Source organism: Staphylococcus sp. 231237_7MaSpsaltlick (genome assembly GCF_043107035.1).
The window spans coordinates 62,207-78,881 of record NZ_JBICNX010000004.1 but is presented as its reverse complement, the minus strand read 5'-3'; the positions used below and the strand labels follow the sequence as shown (position 1 = coordinate 78,881).

General features: G+C 32.4%; 16 protein-coding genes. 4 read left to right on the top strand and 12 right to left on the bottom strand.

Annotation, left to right across the window (positions count from 1 at the left end; translation table 11 throughout):
* Positions 1–30 precede the first annotated feature (30 nt).
* Positions 31–3,006, bottom strand: a complete 2,976-nt coding sequence (locus tag ACF91D_RS08940; protein ID WP_107590144.1) for a glycoside hydrolase family 2 TIM barrel-domain containing protein — start codon at positions 3,004–3,006, stop codon at positions 31–33.
* On the bottom strand, positions 2,984–4,408 hold the full coding sequence (melB, locus tag ACF91D_RS08935) for a melibiose:sodium transporter MelB (protein ID WP_107512482.1): 1,425 nt from the start codon (positions 4,406–4,408) through the stop codon (positions 2,984–2,986). The genes ACF91D_RS08940 and melB overlap by 23 nt, the downstream gene beginning before the upstream one ends.
* 190 nt (positions 4,409–4,598) lie before the next feature.
* Between melB and ACF91D_RS08930 the strand changes: the two genes are divergently transcribed.
* Together ACF91D_RS08930 and ACF91D_RS08925 are read left to right on the top strand one after the other, a co-directional pair.
* The gene (locus ACF91D_RS08930) at positions 4,599–5,429 is read left to right on the top strand and encodes an AraC family transcriptional regulator (RefSeq protein WP_107590143.1); all 831 of its coding nucleotides are present in this window, start codon (positions 4,599–4,601) and stop codon (positions 5,427–5,429) included.
* Positions 5,430–5,557: 128 nt separating this feature from the next.
* Entirely contained in the window at positions 5,558–5,950 is a 393-nt protein-coding gene (locus tag ACF91D_RS08925; protein WP_042737884.1) for a hypothetical protein, read from the top strand.
* A 594-nt stretch (positions 5,951–6,544) separates the two neighbouring features.
* Here ACF91D_RS08925 and ACF91D_RS08920 read toward each other — a convergent pair.
* From ACF91D_RS08920 to ACF91D_RS08880, 9 genes are all read right to left on the bottom strand, one after another.
* Positions 6,545–7,582, bottom strand: coding sequence for a 2,3-butanediol dehydrogenase (locus ACF91D_RS08920; RefSeq protein ID WP_042737883.1), 1,038 nt, complete (start codon positions 7,580–7,582; stop codon positions 6,545–6,547).
* Positions 7,583–7,817: 235 nt separating this feature from the next.
* On the bottom strand, positions 7,818–8,123 hold the full coding sequence (locus ACF91D_RS08915) for a TM2 domain-containing protein (RefSeq protein WP_042737882.1): 306 nt from the start codon (positions 8,121–8,123) through the stop codon (positions 7,818–7,820).
* Positions 8,124–8,320: 197 nt separating this feature from the next.
* Positions 8,321–8,932 (bottom strand): bifunctional 4-hydroxy-2-oxoglutarate aldolase/2-dehydro-3-deoxy-phosphogluconate aldolase, encoded by a 612-nt coding sequence (locus ACF91D_RS08910; RefSeq protein WP_107590142.1) that lies wholly within the window; start codon positions 8,930–8,932, stop codon positions 8,321–8,323.
* Positions 8,933–8,972: 40 nt separating this feature from the next.
* Positions 8,973–9,515 carry a 6-phospho-3-hexuloisomerase gene (gene hxlB, locus ACF91D_RS08905; protein ID WP_107590141.1) on the bottom strand — a complete coding sequence of 181 codons (543 nt, stop codon included), beginning with the start codon at positions 9,513–9,515 and terminating at the stop codon, positions 8,973–8,975.
* Positions 9,512–10,138, bottom strand: a complete 627-nt coding sequence (locus tag ACF91D_RS08900) for an orotidine 5'-phosphate decarboxylase / HUMPS family protein (RefSeq protein WP_107590140.1) — start codon at positions 10,136–10,138, stop codon at positions 9,512–9,514. The genes hxlB and ACF91D_RS08900 overlap by 4 nt, the downstream gene beginning before the upstream one ends.
* The gene (locus tag ACF91D_RS08895) at positions 10,138–11,094 is read right to left on the bottom strand and encodes a sugar kinase (protein ID WP_107590139.1); all 957 of its coding nucleotides are present in this window, start codon (positions 11,092–11,094) and stop codon (positions 10,138–10,140) included. The genes ACF91D_RS08900 and ACF91D_RS08895 overlap by 1 nt, the downstream gene beginning before the upstream one ends.
* Positions 11,095–11,107: 13 nt before the next feature.
* Positions 11,108–12,382, bottom strand: coding sequence for a gluconate:proton symporter (locus ACF91D_RS08890; RefSeq protein WP_107590138.1), 1,275 nt, complete (start codon positions 12,380–12,382; stop codon positions 11,108–11,110).
* 11 nt (positions 12,383–12,393) lie between these two features.
* Entirely contained in the window at positions 12,394–12,642 is a 249-nt protein-coding gene (locus tag ACF91D_RS08885) for a hypothetical protein (protein WP_107590137.1), read from the bottom strand.
* Positions 12,632–13,381 (bottom strand): sugar phosphate isomerase/epimerase family protein, encoded by a 750-nt coding sequence (locus tag ACF91D_RS08880; protein ID WP_107590136.1) that lies wholly within the window; start codon positions 13,379–13,381, stop codon positions 12,632–12,634. The genes ACF91D_RS08885 and ACF91D_RS08880 overlap by 11 nt, the downstream gene beginning before the upstream one ends.
* Positions 13,382–13,548: 167 nt before the next feature.
* On the opposite strand from ACF91D_RS08880, the gene ACF91D_RS08875 reads away from it, so the two are divergent.
* Positions 13,549–14,544: a LacI family DNA-binding transcriptional regulator gene (locus tag ACF91D_RS08875; protein WP_042737874.1), complete on the top strand. Its 996-nt coding sequence runs from the start codon at positions 13,549–13,551 to the stop codon at positions 14,542–14,544.
* A 145-nt stretch (positions 14,545–14,689) separates the two neighbouring features.
* Here ACF91D_RS08875 and ACF91D_RS08870 read toward each other — a convergent pair whose 3' ends face one another.
* Positions 14,690–15,481: a serine hydrolase gene (locus ACF91D_RS08870; RefSeq protein WP_392436880.1), complete on the bottom strand. Its 792-nt coding sequence runs from the start codon at positions 15,479–15,481 to the stop codon at positions 14,690–14,692.
* Between the two features lie 236 nt (positions 15,482–15,717).
* Here ACF91D_RS08870 and ACF91D_RS08865 point away from each other — a divergent pair, with 236 nt between their 5' ends.
* Positions 15,718–16,602, top strand: coding sequence for a hypothetical protein (locus ACF91D_RS08865; RefSeq protein ID WP_232161434.1), 885 nt, complete (start codon positions 15,718–15,720; stop codon positions 16,600–16,602).
* Positions 16,603–16,675: the final 73 nt, after the last annotated feature.

The window sequence follows — 16,675 nt, the reverse complement described above, 5'->3', positions numbered from 1 at the left end:
GCTTTTTACATTTTTTCGATATTTATTTTACTATTCAAATCTCAATTCAAAGTTAAATTTAATTTCTTTTTCGTTCAATCTGTGCGCTTCTATTAATTCAGGACCACAACTATTAGATCCTATACCACTCTGTGCATAATCTATATATAGATACGTTTGGTTATTTTCAACTAATTCATCTTTATGCTCTTTATGAGTCAATTCTGCTAATGAATAATGGCTCGCATTAAAACTATATGGTTGCTCACTCGTTGCAATTACTTTATTTATACCATTGCTAACTTGCATAAATGTAGTATTGTTATGACTACCTGTTTCTTGAGGTTTTATGTGCTGATCTCCATTTTCTGTAACCGTCGTATTAAAATAATCTAAATATGTTGCGACACCTTTGTCGCTATAACTACTATATGGACCATTGCCATAATAACTTAACTGTTCATATCGATCTATAAGTGTAATAGCCAGACCAAATCTTGGTAAAAATGGTGCAATGTCATTCTTTTCTAACTGGTAATCCACCTTTAATACCCCTTCATGATTTATTGTCCAAGTCAGTGTCCCCCAAAGAATCGGTGGTACAACATCATTAACGACTACAATATCAAATTTAAGACTGAGCTCATTCTTACTTTCTCGAATTTGGTAATCACGGACACGTGTCGAGGCATCTTCATATCCTGCATACTTCCAGTCAGATACAATTTGAACATCATTATCTATTGGTGCTCTCCATAAATTAATTTTTGTAGGTTCATTTAAGATAATATTTCCTGATTTTATTATTGAAATTAAATTCGCCGTTTCCGTATCAATGCTATAGCTCCAATCATGAACAGATATATTAACTTGTCGCTCTAATTCTTCGTATTCTATGTGGCTTTGATTATTTCTTTCTAATTCAATATTTCTTCTCTTATAGATAATTTGGTCATACCCTAATTCAAAATATTTTGAGCGCAGCAGTTCATCATTTAATAAACTATATTTAAAAATCACAGTACTCACATTAGAACAATCTACATAATTTGATAGATTTATCACCTGCTCACTATGTGGTTCAAAGTTTTCAAAATGAATTGCCACTTTTGTTCTATCACCGTTCAATTTTGTAATTATAGCTTCAACTAATAAATAATTTTCAATATTTGTAAAATCTAATTGATTTCTAAATGTTAAATATTCACCTTGTTGCTGAATTATTTTTAAAGGCTGGTGCTCATATTTAAATTCATAGTACCCTTCATGTGGTATACGATCTGGAGAAACAATACCATCCACACAAAAATTACCATCGTGTAACTTTTCACCAAAGTCTCCCCCATATCTAAATACCCCTTCGCCATTTTTGACACCGGTCTGAATCGCATGATCACACCATTCCCAAACAAAGCCACCGATAAAGCAGTCATATTGTTCAACCAGTTCCTGGTATGCATGTAAATCTCCAGGTGAATTGCCCATTGCATGTGCGTATTCACACAAGATAAATGGCTTATCTAAATGCTCATTCTTCAAATATTTCTCTTCTATTTCTTCAGGAGAAGGATACATTCTACTGATCATATCAACATTGGATAAATCATAATGCTTATCGCGATTTCGATAATGTGTTCCTTCATAATGTACAGGCCTTGTACTATCCAAATGCTTGGCACGATCTAGACCTCTAACCATATTAATACCGAATCCTGACTCATTACCCATAGACCATGAAACGATAGAACTATAATTCTTTAATGGAACTATTGATGCTTCTATTCTCTCAATGATAGATTGCTGATATTTAGGATCGTCAGTTATGATATTGAAATGCTCATTCTTATCTTCCCCATATAGTCGAACCACACCATGGGTTTCTATATCTGCTTCACTCATCACATAAAATCCATATTTATCGGTCAGCTCATAAAATAAAGGAGATTTCGGATAATGTGCCGTCCTAATCGCATTAAAATTACCTTGTTTCATTAGTTTCATATCTTTGGCAAACTGTATTTCACTCATTACATAACCCGTATTCGGATCACTATCATGATAGTTCACGCCTCTAAATTTAATAGATTGGCCGTTAATATAAAATTGATTATTTTTTATTTCTACTTGGCGTATACCAATATTTTGCGTAATCACTTCATCATTTGTGGCAATCATTAATGAATAGAGTAACGGACTTTCTGCAGACCATAACAGTGGTTTATCTATTTTAAATTTGCAGTAATCACTGACGATATTTTCAGATATAAGACTCCCCGCAGGATCAAATAGTGATAATTTAACATTCTCTAAATGTTGTTTATCTATTAAGTCCACTGCAATAGTTGCTGTATTTGATTCATTATCTACAATAGTTTCGATCTTGAAATCATTCAAACGCGCTTTTGCTCTTTTTAAAATATACACATCTCTAAATATACCTGAATGTCTAAACATATCTTGGTCTTCAAAGTATGTTCCGTCTGAATACTTTAATACAATTACTTCGATTTCGTTAACACCCTCATGTACATATTCAGTAATATCAAATTCAGATATTGAATGCGCAATCTGACTATATCCCACAAATTGGTGGTTAATCCATACATAAAAAGCACTACCTACACCTTCAAAGTTCAAGTGATAATCACTAACGTCGCTAAATTGTTCAATTTCAAACTTACGTTGATATCGCCCACAAGGATTGTTTATAGGAACGTATGGCGGATCAAATGGTATTGGATATTGCGTATTTAAATATTGTAATTGATCAAAGCCGTATAAGTTCCAAACCGATGGCACAGGCAACTCCTTTTTCGTTTCTTTAAACAAATGATTTAAACAGTTATCGAACGTTTCATAATAGTCGAATTGCCAGTCACCATTCAATAAAGTAACATTTGCTGTATGATATCTCGTTTCAAGACGATACGATGATTCCCCTTGTTGAAATGGAATATAAAAAGCACGTCTCGGTAATTTATTTATATGTTGCACCTCAAAATTTTCATGATACTGTTGTTGTAACATCTTTAGCATCCTCCTTATTCATACGTTCATTATGTTCTCTCTGACGTTTGTAATAGAGTGTTTGCTCTACATCCTTTAAAAAATCGCCCTTTAAATTAAATGCTTTGTGATATAAAAATGCCGCTAGAAAAACAAATATGACAGGCGCCACAATAATCATTACTCTCAATCCATTAATTGTAAGTGCTGTTTGTGATTCATTCGGCGTATAACCCAAAATGGTTAATCCCATTCCTACAATCAAAGCAGCAATAGCTTGTGAAGCCTTTGTTAAAAACGTATTAGTCGATGTAATAATACTTTCATTTCTCTGTCCAAATTTCACCTCACTATAATCAATAACATCGGCTAATGAAACAGTTGTTATACCTGTCATAAATCCTGAACCAACTCTTAATAAACCGGCACCAATAATAACTGGAATCGTAACCTTTGGAATAATAAATCCAGCTATTAAAATAACTGCTAAACCGGTAACAATTAAGATAATTGCTGTATTAAATGCTTTCGTTCTTCCTACCCATTTTATAAATCTAGGAAGAAATAACAAACCAACCATTTCACATAAAATCATTGAATTGAATATAGAAAATAAATGTTCTGCATTAACCGCATATTTAAAGTAATATATAATCGATCCATTTAATGTTTGCATACATAGATTAAAAGTAAGTAATACACCCATAATGGCTAGTAATTCTTTATTTTTAAATAAAATACGCCCAATATCTTTAAAGTTTACCTTTATTCCAATTTGCTGCTCCATTTCTTTATCTTCAGGTACTTTTATAATCGTTACAGCAATTGTAAAAATAAAGACAGCACTACAAATAATTGCAAAGACAAATATTCCTACAGAATCACTGCCTTTTCCAAACAAATCTCCTAATTTATGAATAAAAAACAACCCAAATGTACCTACTGTAAATGCAGCTAAACTTGCAAAAAATCTAGGAATTACTGAAACTTCTTCACGTTCTCTAGGATTATGCGTTAAGTTGGGTAACCATGACCAATAAGGTATATCCATCATCGTGTAACTCATTCCCCAGGAAATATACAAGACCGAAATATATACATACATTGCACTTTGAGGTAAATCGAAATTAGTGAATAACAGTACTGTAATGACTGCATTCACTAGCGTCCCGATAGTTAACCACGTTTTAAATTTACCGAAATTATTACGCGTATTATCAACAATCATCCCCATTATTGGATCATTAATTGCATCCCATATACGTGCAACAAATAACATTACGCCAACAAATGCTGGTGATAACCCGACAATGTCCGTTATGTAAAACATTAAAAATACGCTAACGATATTAAATATCGCATCTTTACCAATTGCACCAAAACCAAAAGAAAACTTTTGCATACCTGTTAAATGTCTATCCATCACATTCACCTCTATTAGCAAATAATATAAAAACGCTTACAAATAACTTAAGTTTATTTTACTTGTATAAAACAAATATTATGAATAGCATAATGATGATAATATATGGAAAAATGTTTCATTATTCCTTGAAGTTGTGGTTTTATAGACATAAGAAGCTATAATTTCTATGAAATCGAGGTGTAATGTTATGCAATTACTTTGGAAAAAATTCCAAAAGAAGCACATTGACGCAAATCTAGTTGAATGTGGTATTGAGGTTGGTGTGCCTAATGTAGGTTACCAATATACAGTAATAAAAGACGCCGTTTTACATATTGTTACAAATGGAGAAGGCACATTTAAATGTCAGGATGTGGAACATCACTTAAAAGAAGGTGATATATTTTTATTAAAGAAAGGTGAAACTGTTGAATATTATCCTTCGTTTTCCAATCCTTGGACGTATTATTGGCTTGGCGTGGGTGGAAAGCAAATTATCAATTATCTCAATCGCTGTCAAATTGTTGATAATTACGTGATTGTAAATGAGGACACTTCCGATATTAAAACAATTATTCAAAATGTCTGTGAATTATCTAAATCAGTTGATACAAAAAATGGTTCAGACATTTTAATTATACAAAATTTATACCAACTTGTTTATCAGTTACAGACACTATTTCCTAAAACATTTTCAACCGAAATAGCAATTATAAATGAAGACATTCAACATGCTGTAGATTTTATCAACAGTAATTATCATAGAAATATAATGGTTGTCGATGTTGCAAATCATGTAAATATAACACGCAGCCATTTATTTAAGCTATTCAAAAAAAATTTAAATTGTTCGCCTAAAGATTATTTAACTTATATTCGGATGTATCATGCATCTCAATTATTAATTAATTCTAATTTGATGATTTGTGAAATCGCCTTAAAAGTAGGTTATAAAGATCCCTTGTTATTCTCTAAAATCTTTACAAAACATTTTGAAATAAGTGCATCAAAATATCGTACAAATTTTTCAAACAGGTAAATATAAGAATTGGGCAATTGAATATTTTTGTTTTCTTTTATAAAAAATATTCAAATAGTACGATATTTGGGTATATTTTATTTATAAAGCTTTATTAACTTAAAATCATACATATAGGGGTGCTTACTATGCAATTTAAATTGAAAGAAGCGGATATTTTAGAATATTTGGAGTTGAATTTTCCACAACAAAAATTTGAAAAAGGTCGGTTGTTGATTGGGCAACAAAGAAGATCTGACTTATCTATTTTCTATTTAGGCGAAGATTTCTTGGCAAATGTAGTAACGAAATTTAACACTTTTGAATATCGTGAAGCAGTACAATTAGACTACGATATGATTGATAAAATCACATTAAAGGACGCCTTATTATTTAGAAAGATGTATATAAAAAGTGGAGAACAAACTTTGAAATTTGGAACTTCCAGAGCGCTATTAGCTGATTTCCAAAATGATAATTATAATGCCTTTATTAAAGGAGAAAAGCAACGCGTTATTTTTGAAAATGGTCAATTTGTATAAAATACAGAATCTGGGACATAAATACTTTGCATTAAGCTCATCAAAGATTTTTGATGGGCTTTGTTATCGATACTCAGTATTGTTATTGCTCGCTTACCTAGGGGAATGATCGAGCCTTGGTCTCGACACGCAACCTGCTCACTCAGGTGTCTCGCAAACAATACTGTAAAATTATAAGCAGTAAATATCAAGACAACGATTTTAATATAATTCAATTTCCTTACACACACGCTAGCATACTAGGTAAAAGGAGATATTCTATCTATCTTTCTGATTCGTATTGCTCGCTTACCTAGGGGAATGGTCGAGCCTTGGTCTCGACACGCATCCTGCTCCCTCAGGTGTCTCGCAAACAATACGAAGTGCATTGATACTATTATTACAAAAAATAAGACACTTTCGTATCATTTAATAAACTTCACTAAACTAAATTAACGAGGTGTCTGGTGTATAAAAATTTAAACTTGTCTCAATTAACTCTGCCAATGGAAACTAAAATAAAGAAGGCAATCTCAACAGAAATTGCCTTCTTATTCGGTTAGCACACTTGAGCTATAAATATATTGAATTTGGTAATTAAGTTTACTAAACTTGTTAAATCTTCACTAAAATTTTAGCTTGTGATTTATCATTTACTAATTGTTCAAATCCAGACGCCACAATATCCTCTAGTTGAATTTCGTCAGTAATCACATCTTTTACTTGTAAGTTACCTTCATTAATCAAATCAATTGTTTGTTGGAACGTAGTAGGTGTATACGCAATCGTAGATGTTAATTTAACACCTGTATTCGTTAATTGCATTGGATGCCACTCAATAGGATGACCGAAGATTGAGACAATCACGACCGTTCCACGTGCTTTAGTCACATCAATAGAAAGTTTAAGTGTTGGCGCTACTCCTGCAACTTCAAATGCTACATCAACACCACTGTCAGTATTATTTTTAATTATTTCAACCGGATCATCTTCACCAGAATTAATGACATGTGTAGCACCTAAATCTTTCGCTTTCGCTAATCTTTCTGGTGATAAATCGACGACAAATATCTTACTTGCACCCGCTGCTTTAGCGGCTACAACTGTTAGCAAGCCGATTGGTCCAGCACCAAAAATAGCTACTGTATCACCAAATAATACTTCCCCTTCTTTGATAGCTTGTACAGCAACTGCAGTTGGCTCAACTAATGCGCCCTCTTTGTCAGAAACATTATCCGGTAATTTATAAACATTTTCTTCCGGAACATTGGTAAATTCCGCAAAGCCACCATCAGAACCTAAACCTACAAATGAATAGCCATCATATAAATCAATATTTTCTTCTTTTTCACGCTTTGAAACAGTTGGATTAACTACGACTCTATCACCTTTAGCAAATTTATTAACATTTGCGCCTACTTCTTCAACGACACCAGCAAATTCATGCCCTAAAGTTACAGGTGCTTTACCACCAAGAAATGGATCAGGTTTATCAGTTGAAATAAAAATAGGTCCTTCTAAGTATTCATGCAAATCCGTTCCACAAATACCAGCCCAAGATACTTTAACCTTAACTTCCCCATCCTTTAATTCATTTTGTGCACGCTCTTCAACTCGAACATCCTTTTGACCATACCATACTGCAGCTTTCATCGTATTACCTCCTTATTCTTTATAATTTAATGGTACGCCACTGTTTTTATATTTTCAATTTTTTAGTAAGGTTACAGCACAAAAATTTAAATAATTTTATAGTGAATATATTATTGTTATAAATTATTTAGCTTTTTATTTGTAAAAAATAAACGTTAATCGTTGATCACAACAATTAACGTTTAGGAAAGTTTATATTAGTTCTTACTATAGATTCATATATCTATGCTGATAGTTACTTATTTTTCATCAGTTGAACTTCTGTTGTAGCAAGGTTTCGTTCTGCTTGTGCATGCTCTCTAATTATACTTGGAATAAGAAATGCATCTATAATAACCCAAATTATAGTAGGAATACCAAAGGTCCACCAAGATGTTAATAATGTTAATACTAATAAGCCTACAGCTGATCCTGTTTTGCCTAAGTAAAATCTATGGGCGCCAAAACCACCTAAAAAGAACCACAATAGATATGCTACACCTGTAGATTTTGAATTATTTGCTACTCTCTGTTCAATATAAGCTCTTTCGTCAATATTCATTTACATTGTCCCCTATTGTCTATGATTTATAAATATATTTTAACACAATAAATAATCAGAAAGAACATAACTTTTATGATTTTAATATTTTCAAACGAACAACTCCTTAAATTACTATTTTAAAAAATTTATTAGCTTTTCAACGGCATTGCAAATCATACCGAATTATCAATCACTACCCATTCCACAATCTATTTTTAATTTAGTAATTCTTGTACATATTTACGCAATCCGCTAGAACCTTCTTTTTCATAAATTTTTGTAATTTCACTACCTATACCAATTGCAAAGCTACCTGCATCTAACCAATCTTTTGCGTTAGCTCTATCTACACCGCCTGTTGGGATAAACTCTAGTTGAGGTAATGGCCCTTGAAAGTCTTTAATTGATTTTGGACTAAATTGATTTGCTGGAAATAATTTAATGATATTACAGCCATACTGACTCGCATTCATCATTTCTGTCACAGTCATACATCCCGGAATATAAGGCACATCATAACTGTTTGCTAATTTAGCTGTATACTTATCAAACCCTGGACTTACTATAAATGTCGCACCCGCTTCTATTGACGATTTTGCCGTCTCACTATCTAATATAGTACCTGCACCAACTACAACGCCCTCATATTGTGATAATTCTCTAATAATTTCATTTGCTTGTGGTGTTGTTGCCGTAACTTCTATAATTTTTAATCCATTTTTAATTAAGATTTGAGCAATATCAATGTATTTTTGTTTATCTGTGGTTCTATAAACTGCGATTAATTTGTTACTTTGTAGTTCATTCAAAACTTGTATCGATTTCAATTTATAGCACCTACCAATTTTATTTTTTTATTTTAAAAGGTTATTCAACGTTTGTATGTTGTGCATTGGCGCTTTGATTTGTTGTATTGTCACGTTCTGCTAATTTTTGATTTAATACATCTAATGTGATGTGTACAGTTTGATCAAATAAGGAAGATAGTAGTTGTGATGATTTCACACCTGTATTTACTTTTGTAGCTCCTGGAACAATTATGGTTTCGTCTGCTAATTGTGCCAATTTAGAATTCTCATCGCTTGTTAATGCAATTACGGTGAGTCCTAGTTTCTTAACTTTCTCCGTTTGAGTGACTATACTCTCAGTTGTACCAGATCCAGAAATAGCTACCCAAATATCGCCTGCTTGAACGGAAGGTGTAATCGTTTCTCCTACTACATAACTTTGATATCCGATATGCATTAATCTCATCGCAAATCCTTTACCTTGGAAACCACTTCTTCCAGCACCAACAACGAATATTCTCTGATTTTTTGTTAATTTTTTAACCACATTATCTATTTCATTTTCATCTACTAAATTCATCACTTCTTGAATTTCATTCATAACAGTAGTAATCGTACTCATGCTTTTAATACCTCCATAAATTTTTTTGCTGTCTCAACGATATTTTTTGATGTAGTTATTTTAGAACCCACTACAACAATGTCTGCAAAATTTTGCTGTGATATTTCTGATGTTGCTTTGTAATCTATACCACCTGCAATAGCTATGTGTTCAACATGTTCATGTAAAGATTTGAATTCTTCTATTTCTGCAATAACTGATAACTTTTCATTTGCATCCACAGAATGATGAATCAAATAGACTGCTTCTGAAAAATTATCAATTGCTGCTATTTGTTTATGATTTAAATTAAGTAAATCAATCATCATCGTGCCATTATATTGCTGGGCTACTTCATAACAAGCTGTTAACGTTTGATAACTTGCCGCACCCATTACTGTCACAATATCTGCACCGTGTCGAAATGCTTGATTAAACTCATACGCACCCTCATCAATCGTTTTACTATCAACCAAAATTTTACTATCTAGAGTAACCTCAGCTATTTTTTCAATAGCGCTATTTCCATAATCTTTGATTAATGATGTTCCAATTTCTATAATATCTACATTACCATTTAGCTTAGTGGATAATTTAATAGCTTCATCTAATGAAATTCGATCTAACGCAACTTGTAATTTCATCATTCGTACTCCTTTTCTATTGCTTCTAGTTCAGTTCTGTCTGGATAGCCATCATTATCTCCCGAGGACTGTACTGCAAGCGCTCCAATTATATTACCTCTTGCTACTGCGGACTTGATGTCGATACCTTCTAATAATCCAGTAATAACACCTACCGCAAATCCATCGCCAGCACCTACTGTATCTACAACATGGTCAACTCGTTGTCCTGAAATTGTCATTCCAACTGTTTCACCTTTTTGCTTTATATATGCTCCTTGTGCTCCTAATTTAACAATTACTATGCTCGTTTTCTCACTTTGAGTTAAATAGAAGTCTGCTATCTCTTCTGGATTGTCACTACCTACTAATATTTTACCTTCATTAATACCAGGTAAAATTATATCAGCATGCTTAGCCAAGTAATTAAGTGTGTCTCTCATTTCTGTTTCAGACTGCCATAACTGAGGTCGTAAATTTGGATCAAATGTTGACGTGATCTGCTTACGATCAATTAACTCTATCAATTTATTAAATGTAGCTAATGATTGTTGTGAAATAGCAGGAAAAATACCTGATAAATGGACAATTTCTATATCATCCCAATCTATTTTGTTTAATATTTCTTCATTAAAGTTCGCTGCTGCAGAACCTTTTCTAAAGTAATGAATATCTGGATCTCCTTGACTAACACGATTTTTCAATTGGAATGCTGTCCAAAAATCATTTGTCTTTTCAATATAATCTGTACCTATATTATTTCTAGTTAGTTCGTTTTCAATAAATTCACCGAATGGATCATCACCAAGTCTTGTAACATATTGTGTGCAATGCCCTAATCTCGACACACCGACTGCTACATTAACTTCTGCACCCGCTAAATATTTAGTGAATTTTTTAGCTTCAACTAAGCTTTTATCAATTTCATCTGAACCAAATAACGCAATTGGTTCTCCAATGGTTAGAAATTTACTCATATGCTATCTCTCCTTATAAAATAAAGTATGCTAAGAATAAGTTAATTGCTGTTGCTATCCAAATCCACGGTAGGCCTGTTATTAAAAAGGTTTTAGTATCTAATTCATTATATTGAACTGCCCATAAATTCCAAGATTGCGTGATACACGCTGAAATCCCAACCATTGAAGGTACGACAAGTAATCCATATAAGAAATATTGATCAAATAATCCTGTACTAACAAAGATACTTGCCGTAGCTGCCCCCGCACCATATAAGAATAATGGTCCTCTAAAATATGCTAATGGAGCTAGGAAAACCATAATCACAGTTAACAGTAATGTATTATCTGGAATTATATGTTTAAATACATCATTAAAGTCGGCCATTGCATGAACCGCTGCTGCTTGGAACATATTCAGTACAAATAGCATAATAATTAACCCTGCAATATCACTAATTGCGTTATATGCTGTATTGTTTATCATTTTTATAAGTCCTGTATACGTTTTCATATTTCCAGTTGCAAATAAGGCAACTATTATTGATAAGAATAATGCTGGAACTGCATCCCATCCTAAGATAATATTTAATGCTACAGGTAAGATTGGTAATATGTAAGTCCATGGTGAAACCTCTTTAATCTCAGTATTTTCATCTTCTTTAACAACCAATTTCGATTTACCGTTTTGAATTTTTTTGCGATTATACAAAATAAATGCAATTGTAATTCCCATCTGTACTAACATTGCTGTAAAACCAAATTTTTGATATCTTAAGCCCCACTCGATTTTCGGGAAAAACACTTGAAATTGCACAAACAAGACATTATTAATGTACATCGCTGCACCAATCGACAAAGTAAATACTGACACAGCGATGTGCTTTGGCACACCTATGGAATACATAATTGGGAAAATAATTACACCAATTGCTATGGCTGAGCCAACTCCATAAGAACTTGAAAATATCAATGCAAGTACACATGAGATTAGAATTGTTGCTACCACAGGATAACGATTACCTACTGTTTGAGTTCGTCTACTAATACTACCAGCAATACCCGTATCAACGAGTACACGACCAAACCAAGACCCAAATATAATATTCACAATAGTACTTCCATACTTAAGTACAGGCTCTGTATAGATCTCTTTAATGGCTACATTTATTGGCACCAATCCAATAATAGTCCAAAGAATAGCCATAATTAAAAATCCTAAAGTTAAATTCCCACCACGCATGACAAAAATGACAAACAAAATAAATGTTAACAATAGCAATATACCAGTAATAGCTGCACCCATAACCTCACCACCTAATATTTGTTTAGCTCACTTAAAATTCTTTGATAAGTTGATACATTTTTCTTTTTCTTCTCTTCATGGAAAAATGAATTTTCCAGATTATTAAAATCTAGGGCAACATAATATGCTGTTAAGTACGCTGCCAATGCTTCTTTTGCTGACTTTTGTATATCTTCAGAACTGTTAATATCTCGTTGTATAGATTCCATAAATTTATACGCAAATTTTTCTGCATCTACATTCGTTTTTTTAATTTCCATAACCTAACACCTCAATAGCTCGTTTATCTGTTAAAATTTCATCTTTAATATTCGATGGATATTCTAATGCTACTGGTACATCAGTTGGTAAAAGCGTTATTACTTTACGCCAATTAATATCACCTTGCTCAAGAGAAGTTGCTCTTAACAAATCATTTTCTCGTGTAACATTTTTCAAATGAATATATCTCACATATTCCTTCAACGCTTTTGCTCCAACAATTTCACTCTCCCCTATATATCTAAAGTTTCCTAAATCATATGTGTAGCCAATATTAATTCTTGATTGTTCAGCTTCAGTTAAAAATTTTAGAATATGGTTAATTGTTCCTGATTGTTCAGTTTGATCATTTTCAACCGTAAAACTAAATGGTTGTTCATTGATAATCTTTAAATTTTGTAATTGTTCTTTATTTTGGTAATTACCAATTGTCATCTTTACATGTGTCGCATGAAGATTGCATGCTTCAGTGAAATAATGTTCAATATTTGGATTAAGTTCTCCATTTTCTAGAAAAATAACTTCTGGAACACTGTAAAGAATAGTGATGTTTTGCTCTTTTGAGTATTTCGCAATAGCTTCCACTTCACTATCAATATTTTTAAAATATTCTCTTCTTACTTCTATACTGTTGAAGCCCAAATCGACTATATAATCAAATATTTCTAATTGTGTTAATCCAGAATTAATTTTTTCTTGTGCAACTAACGTATTAAAAACCAAATCAGTATTTTTCATAACATCATCCCTTCAATTAAATTAGGTAAACCGGTTTTCTAATTTCTTGTGTATTATAGTAAACCGGTTTACTATAAATGTCAACGCTTACATTTAGTCTTTTATAAATAACAATGTTAAACTTTAATATGATTAGGATAGATTCCATTGGAAGGATTGAACATAAAATGGAGAAAAAAGTAACAATTTCTGATGTGGCGAAGTATGTAGGTGTATCGAAATCAACGGTGTCACAATATATTAATGGTAATCATCAAAAAATGTCAGCTGATACGCGTGAAAAGATTAAAAAGGCAATTGAAAAGTTAAATTATCGCCCGAGTAAACAAGCCCAATTTTTAACAACTCGAAAAAGTAATTTAATTGGTGTAGTGGTTGCAGATATATCTAATATGTATTCATCATTATTATTAAAAGGCATTAGTCAGTATTTCGAACATACAAATTATCATCTAATAATTGTGGAAGCCGCTAACTCAGAAATAAAAGAACAGAGGATATTACAGAAACTTGTTGATCAAAATGTTGAAGGGATTATTATTCAACCTTCGAATGATAACTCCTCTAATTATCAATTTATTGCAAATAATCAAATCCCTATGATTTTGGTAGACCGTGAAATTGAGGATAGCCCTTGGCTCTCGGTAACCACAGACAATGAAGCAATTGTGGCAAAGCTCATGCAGTCAATCGTTGAAAAAAGTTATAAAAATATCATCGTTGTTTCACAACCTATCCATAAAGTTAATACTAGAGAAAAACGCTACAATACAATTGCCGATATAAGTAATGCAAACAAGTTAAATGTTCATCTAATTGAGGTTGATGAAGCACATTATATTGATATTAAACAAATTACAGAAATCACTAAGACTGGGAAAACTGCAATATTTGCACTAAATGGCACAGTACTTTTGGACATAATTAAATTAATTAATAAAAATAATTTAATTATTCCTAATGATATAGGCATAACAGGATTTGATGATTTTAATGTGACAGACATTATTTCGCCTGGTATTACAAGTATTAATCAACCTTCTAAATTAATTGGATCAACTGTAGCAGAGTTACTCGATTTAATTCTAAAAGGCACGCCCACTAATAAAATTGATGTACCAACCATTATTAAATCAGAAATTGACTGGAGACATTCTTTATAGAGCTCAAAAAGTATTGCCCAGGAAATGCATTCACACTAATCATCCATCATTTTATTTCTATTTCTGACAATTTGAAATTGACGCTAAACACATATCTCCCTTGTATAAATCTTCTCGAACTACAATTGATTTTTACAAAGGGGGATTATTTTATGCTTTTCTGTCCAACAAACCTTGCCAAAGCTTGAGCTGCGATATTGGAAGAAGCCAATAGCATCAAGTGCAAGGCATCATTCACGCTAATGATGTCACCTATTTTCAGAGCATTTAATGCATCTTCTACGATATCTTCTGCTTCTATTACAATTGAATCTTCCATAGTTATCGGATAGGTTAAAGCTGTTAATATAGTGAGTAATTTAATAATACTTGCTGGATTCACTTTTTCATGTTCTTTATATGCCAATAGTTGTTGCAACCTAGTATTATTTGAAAGGTGTATTGGAAATGACGGATATGGCATCACAGTATATGCCCGAATTTGAATATCTTCTGAAAGTGCACCTTTTAATGCATAATCCAATATAAGTCTCGTTTGATGAAATCTATTTCCTTGTGCCCCTATAGTTACAACGATATATTGTTTCCCTTGTTCATAGACGATTGCAGTCAAATTCTTTATAATGCCTAGCGTCCCTGTTTTTCCTCCTAATAGCGTATAATAATTCGACAAAAATTTATTTTCGATTGTTGTTTTAATCTTAGTTTGTCTGGCGTCTTTCCCTGATATATTAACTTGATATTCTTTCTTACGCCAAATTTCTGAAATGTACTGATTTTGGCTCGCATGTAAAGTTAATAGTGCAATATCATATGTTGTAGACAATTGCCCCCTCGCACTTAAGCCTGAAGGATTTTTAATCGTTGTATTGTGCATTTTTAATTTTTGCGCCATATCATTCATTTGTTTAATAAAAGTTTCTATAGCCTCCACCATCGATACACCTACCGTAAATAAATTCGAATGATTAGTTATTTATACATTTACTATTACCACTTCTGAAAAACTTTATTACTGTAAATATTGAGCGTTTCCCTCTATCATATGTAAAATTTAAAATATCCTGTTACTAATGTAATCCCTCTTTTTTAAAAAACAATAAGATATGACGCAATATTTTGTGTATAATACATAAGTGAAAATGATAATTAAATTTTAAAGGGTGATGATTTGTGAAATTGAAATATGTAGCAATAGGGACAATGGCTGCTTCTCTTTTGTTAGGGGCTTGTGACATTAACATTAATACCGGATCCAACGATGACTCCAACAACGATAACAAGCAAAGTCAAAAGAATGATAGCAAAAAGGATAATAACAGTAGTCAATCATCTAGCAATAAATCAACAAACACCAACAATAACAGTAATGAGAATACAAACTCTCCAGAACATTTTGCAAAAGTCTGGGTATCTGTTCTTAAAGATAAAGATTATAACTTAGATGCTTCAGAAACGAAAGTTACCCATGATGATATATCTGGTGAAGCTTTAAATCCATATAATGAAAGTGCTTCTGCTAAATATCCAAACGGAACACAAGCATTATACGGTACACCAACTGCATCTGGACAAGTCATTTACAAAGATAACAATGATGGTACCGTTGATGTGTATGACGTACCAAGTCATTTCCAAGATAGACGCTGGGACGAAGATGATTATTCACAAAGTGAGTCTAACCGCATTCTAAATAATCCAAAAACAGTTAAACTTCAAGATTTATCACAAAGTGAAATCAATGAATGGACTAGTGTTATTTCAGAATCAAACAGTTCTAATGAGAGCAGTAACTCTAGCTCAGGCGATAGTAGTGATGAAACGAGTGATAATAACGATAGCGGCAGTGTAACTAGAGAAAATGTTATCGATAAAGTCGAAGATTATGAAGGACACACATTGGATACCTCAGAATATACTTACAAAGAGCCAGAACAGCAAGATAACGGAGATTGGGGATTCTCATTCACAGATAAAGATGGTGAACTTGCAGGTTCTTATATCATAGATTCTGACGGCAACGTAACGAAATATGATGAGAACGGAGATCCAGAATAACTGCCAAACAATGTTATCTATTTGGTAAATTATAAAAATAAGCTGAGACATTATTTAATATGTCTCAGCTTAT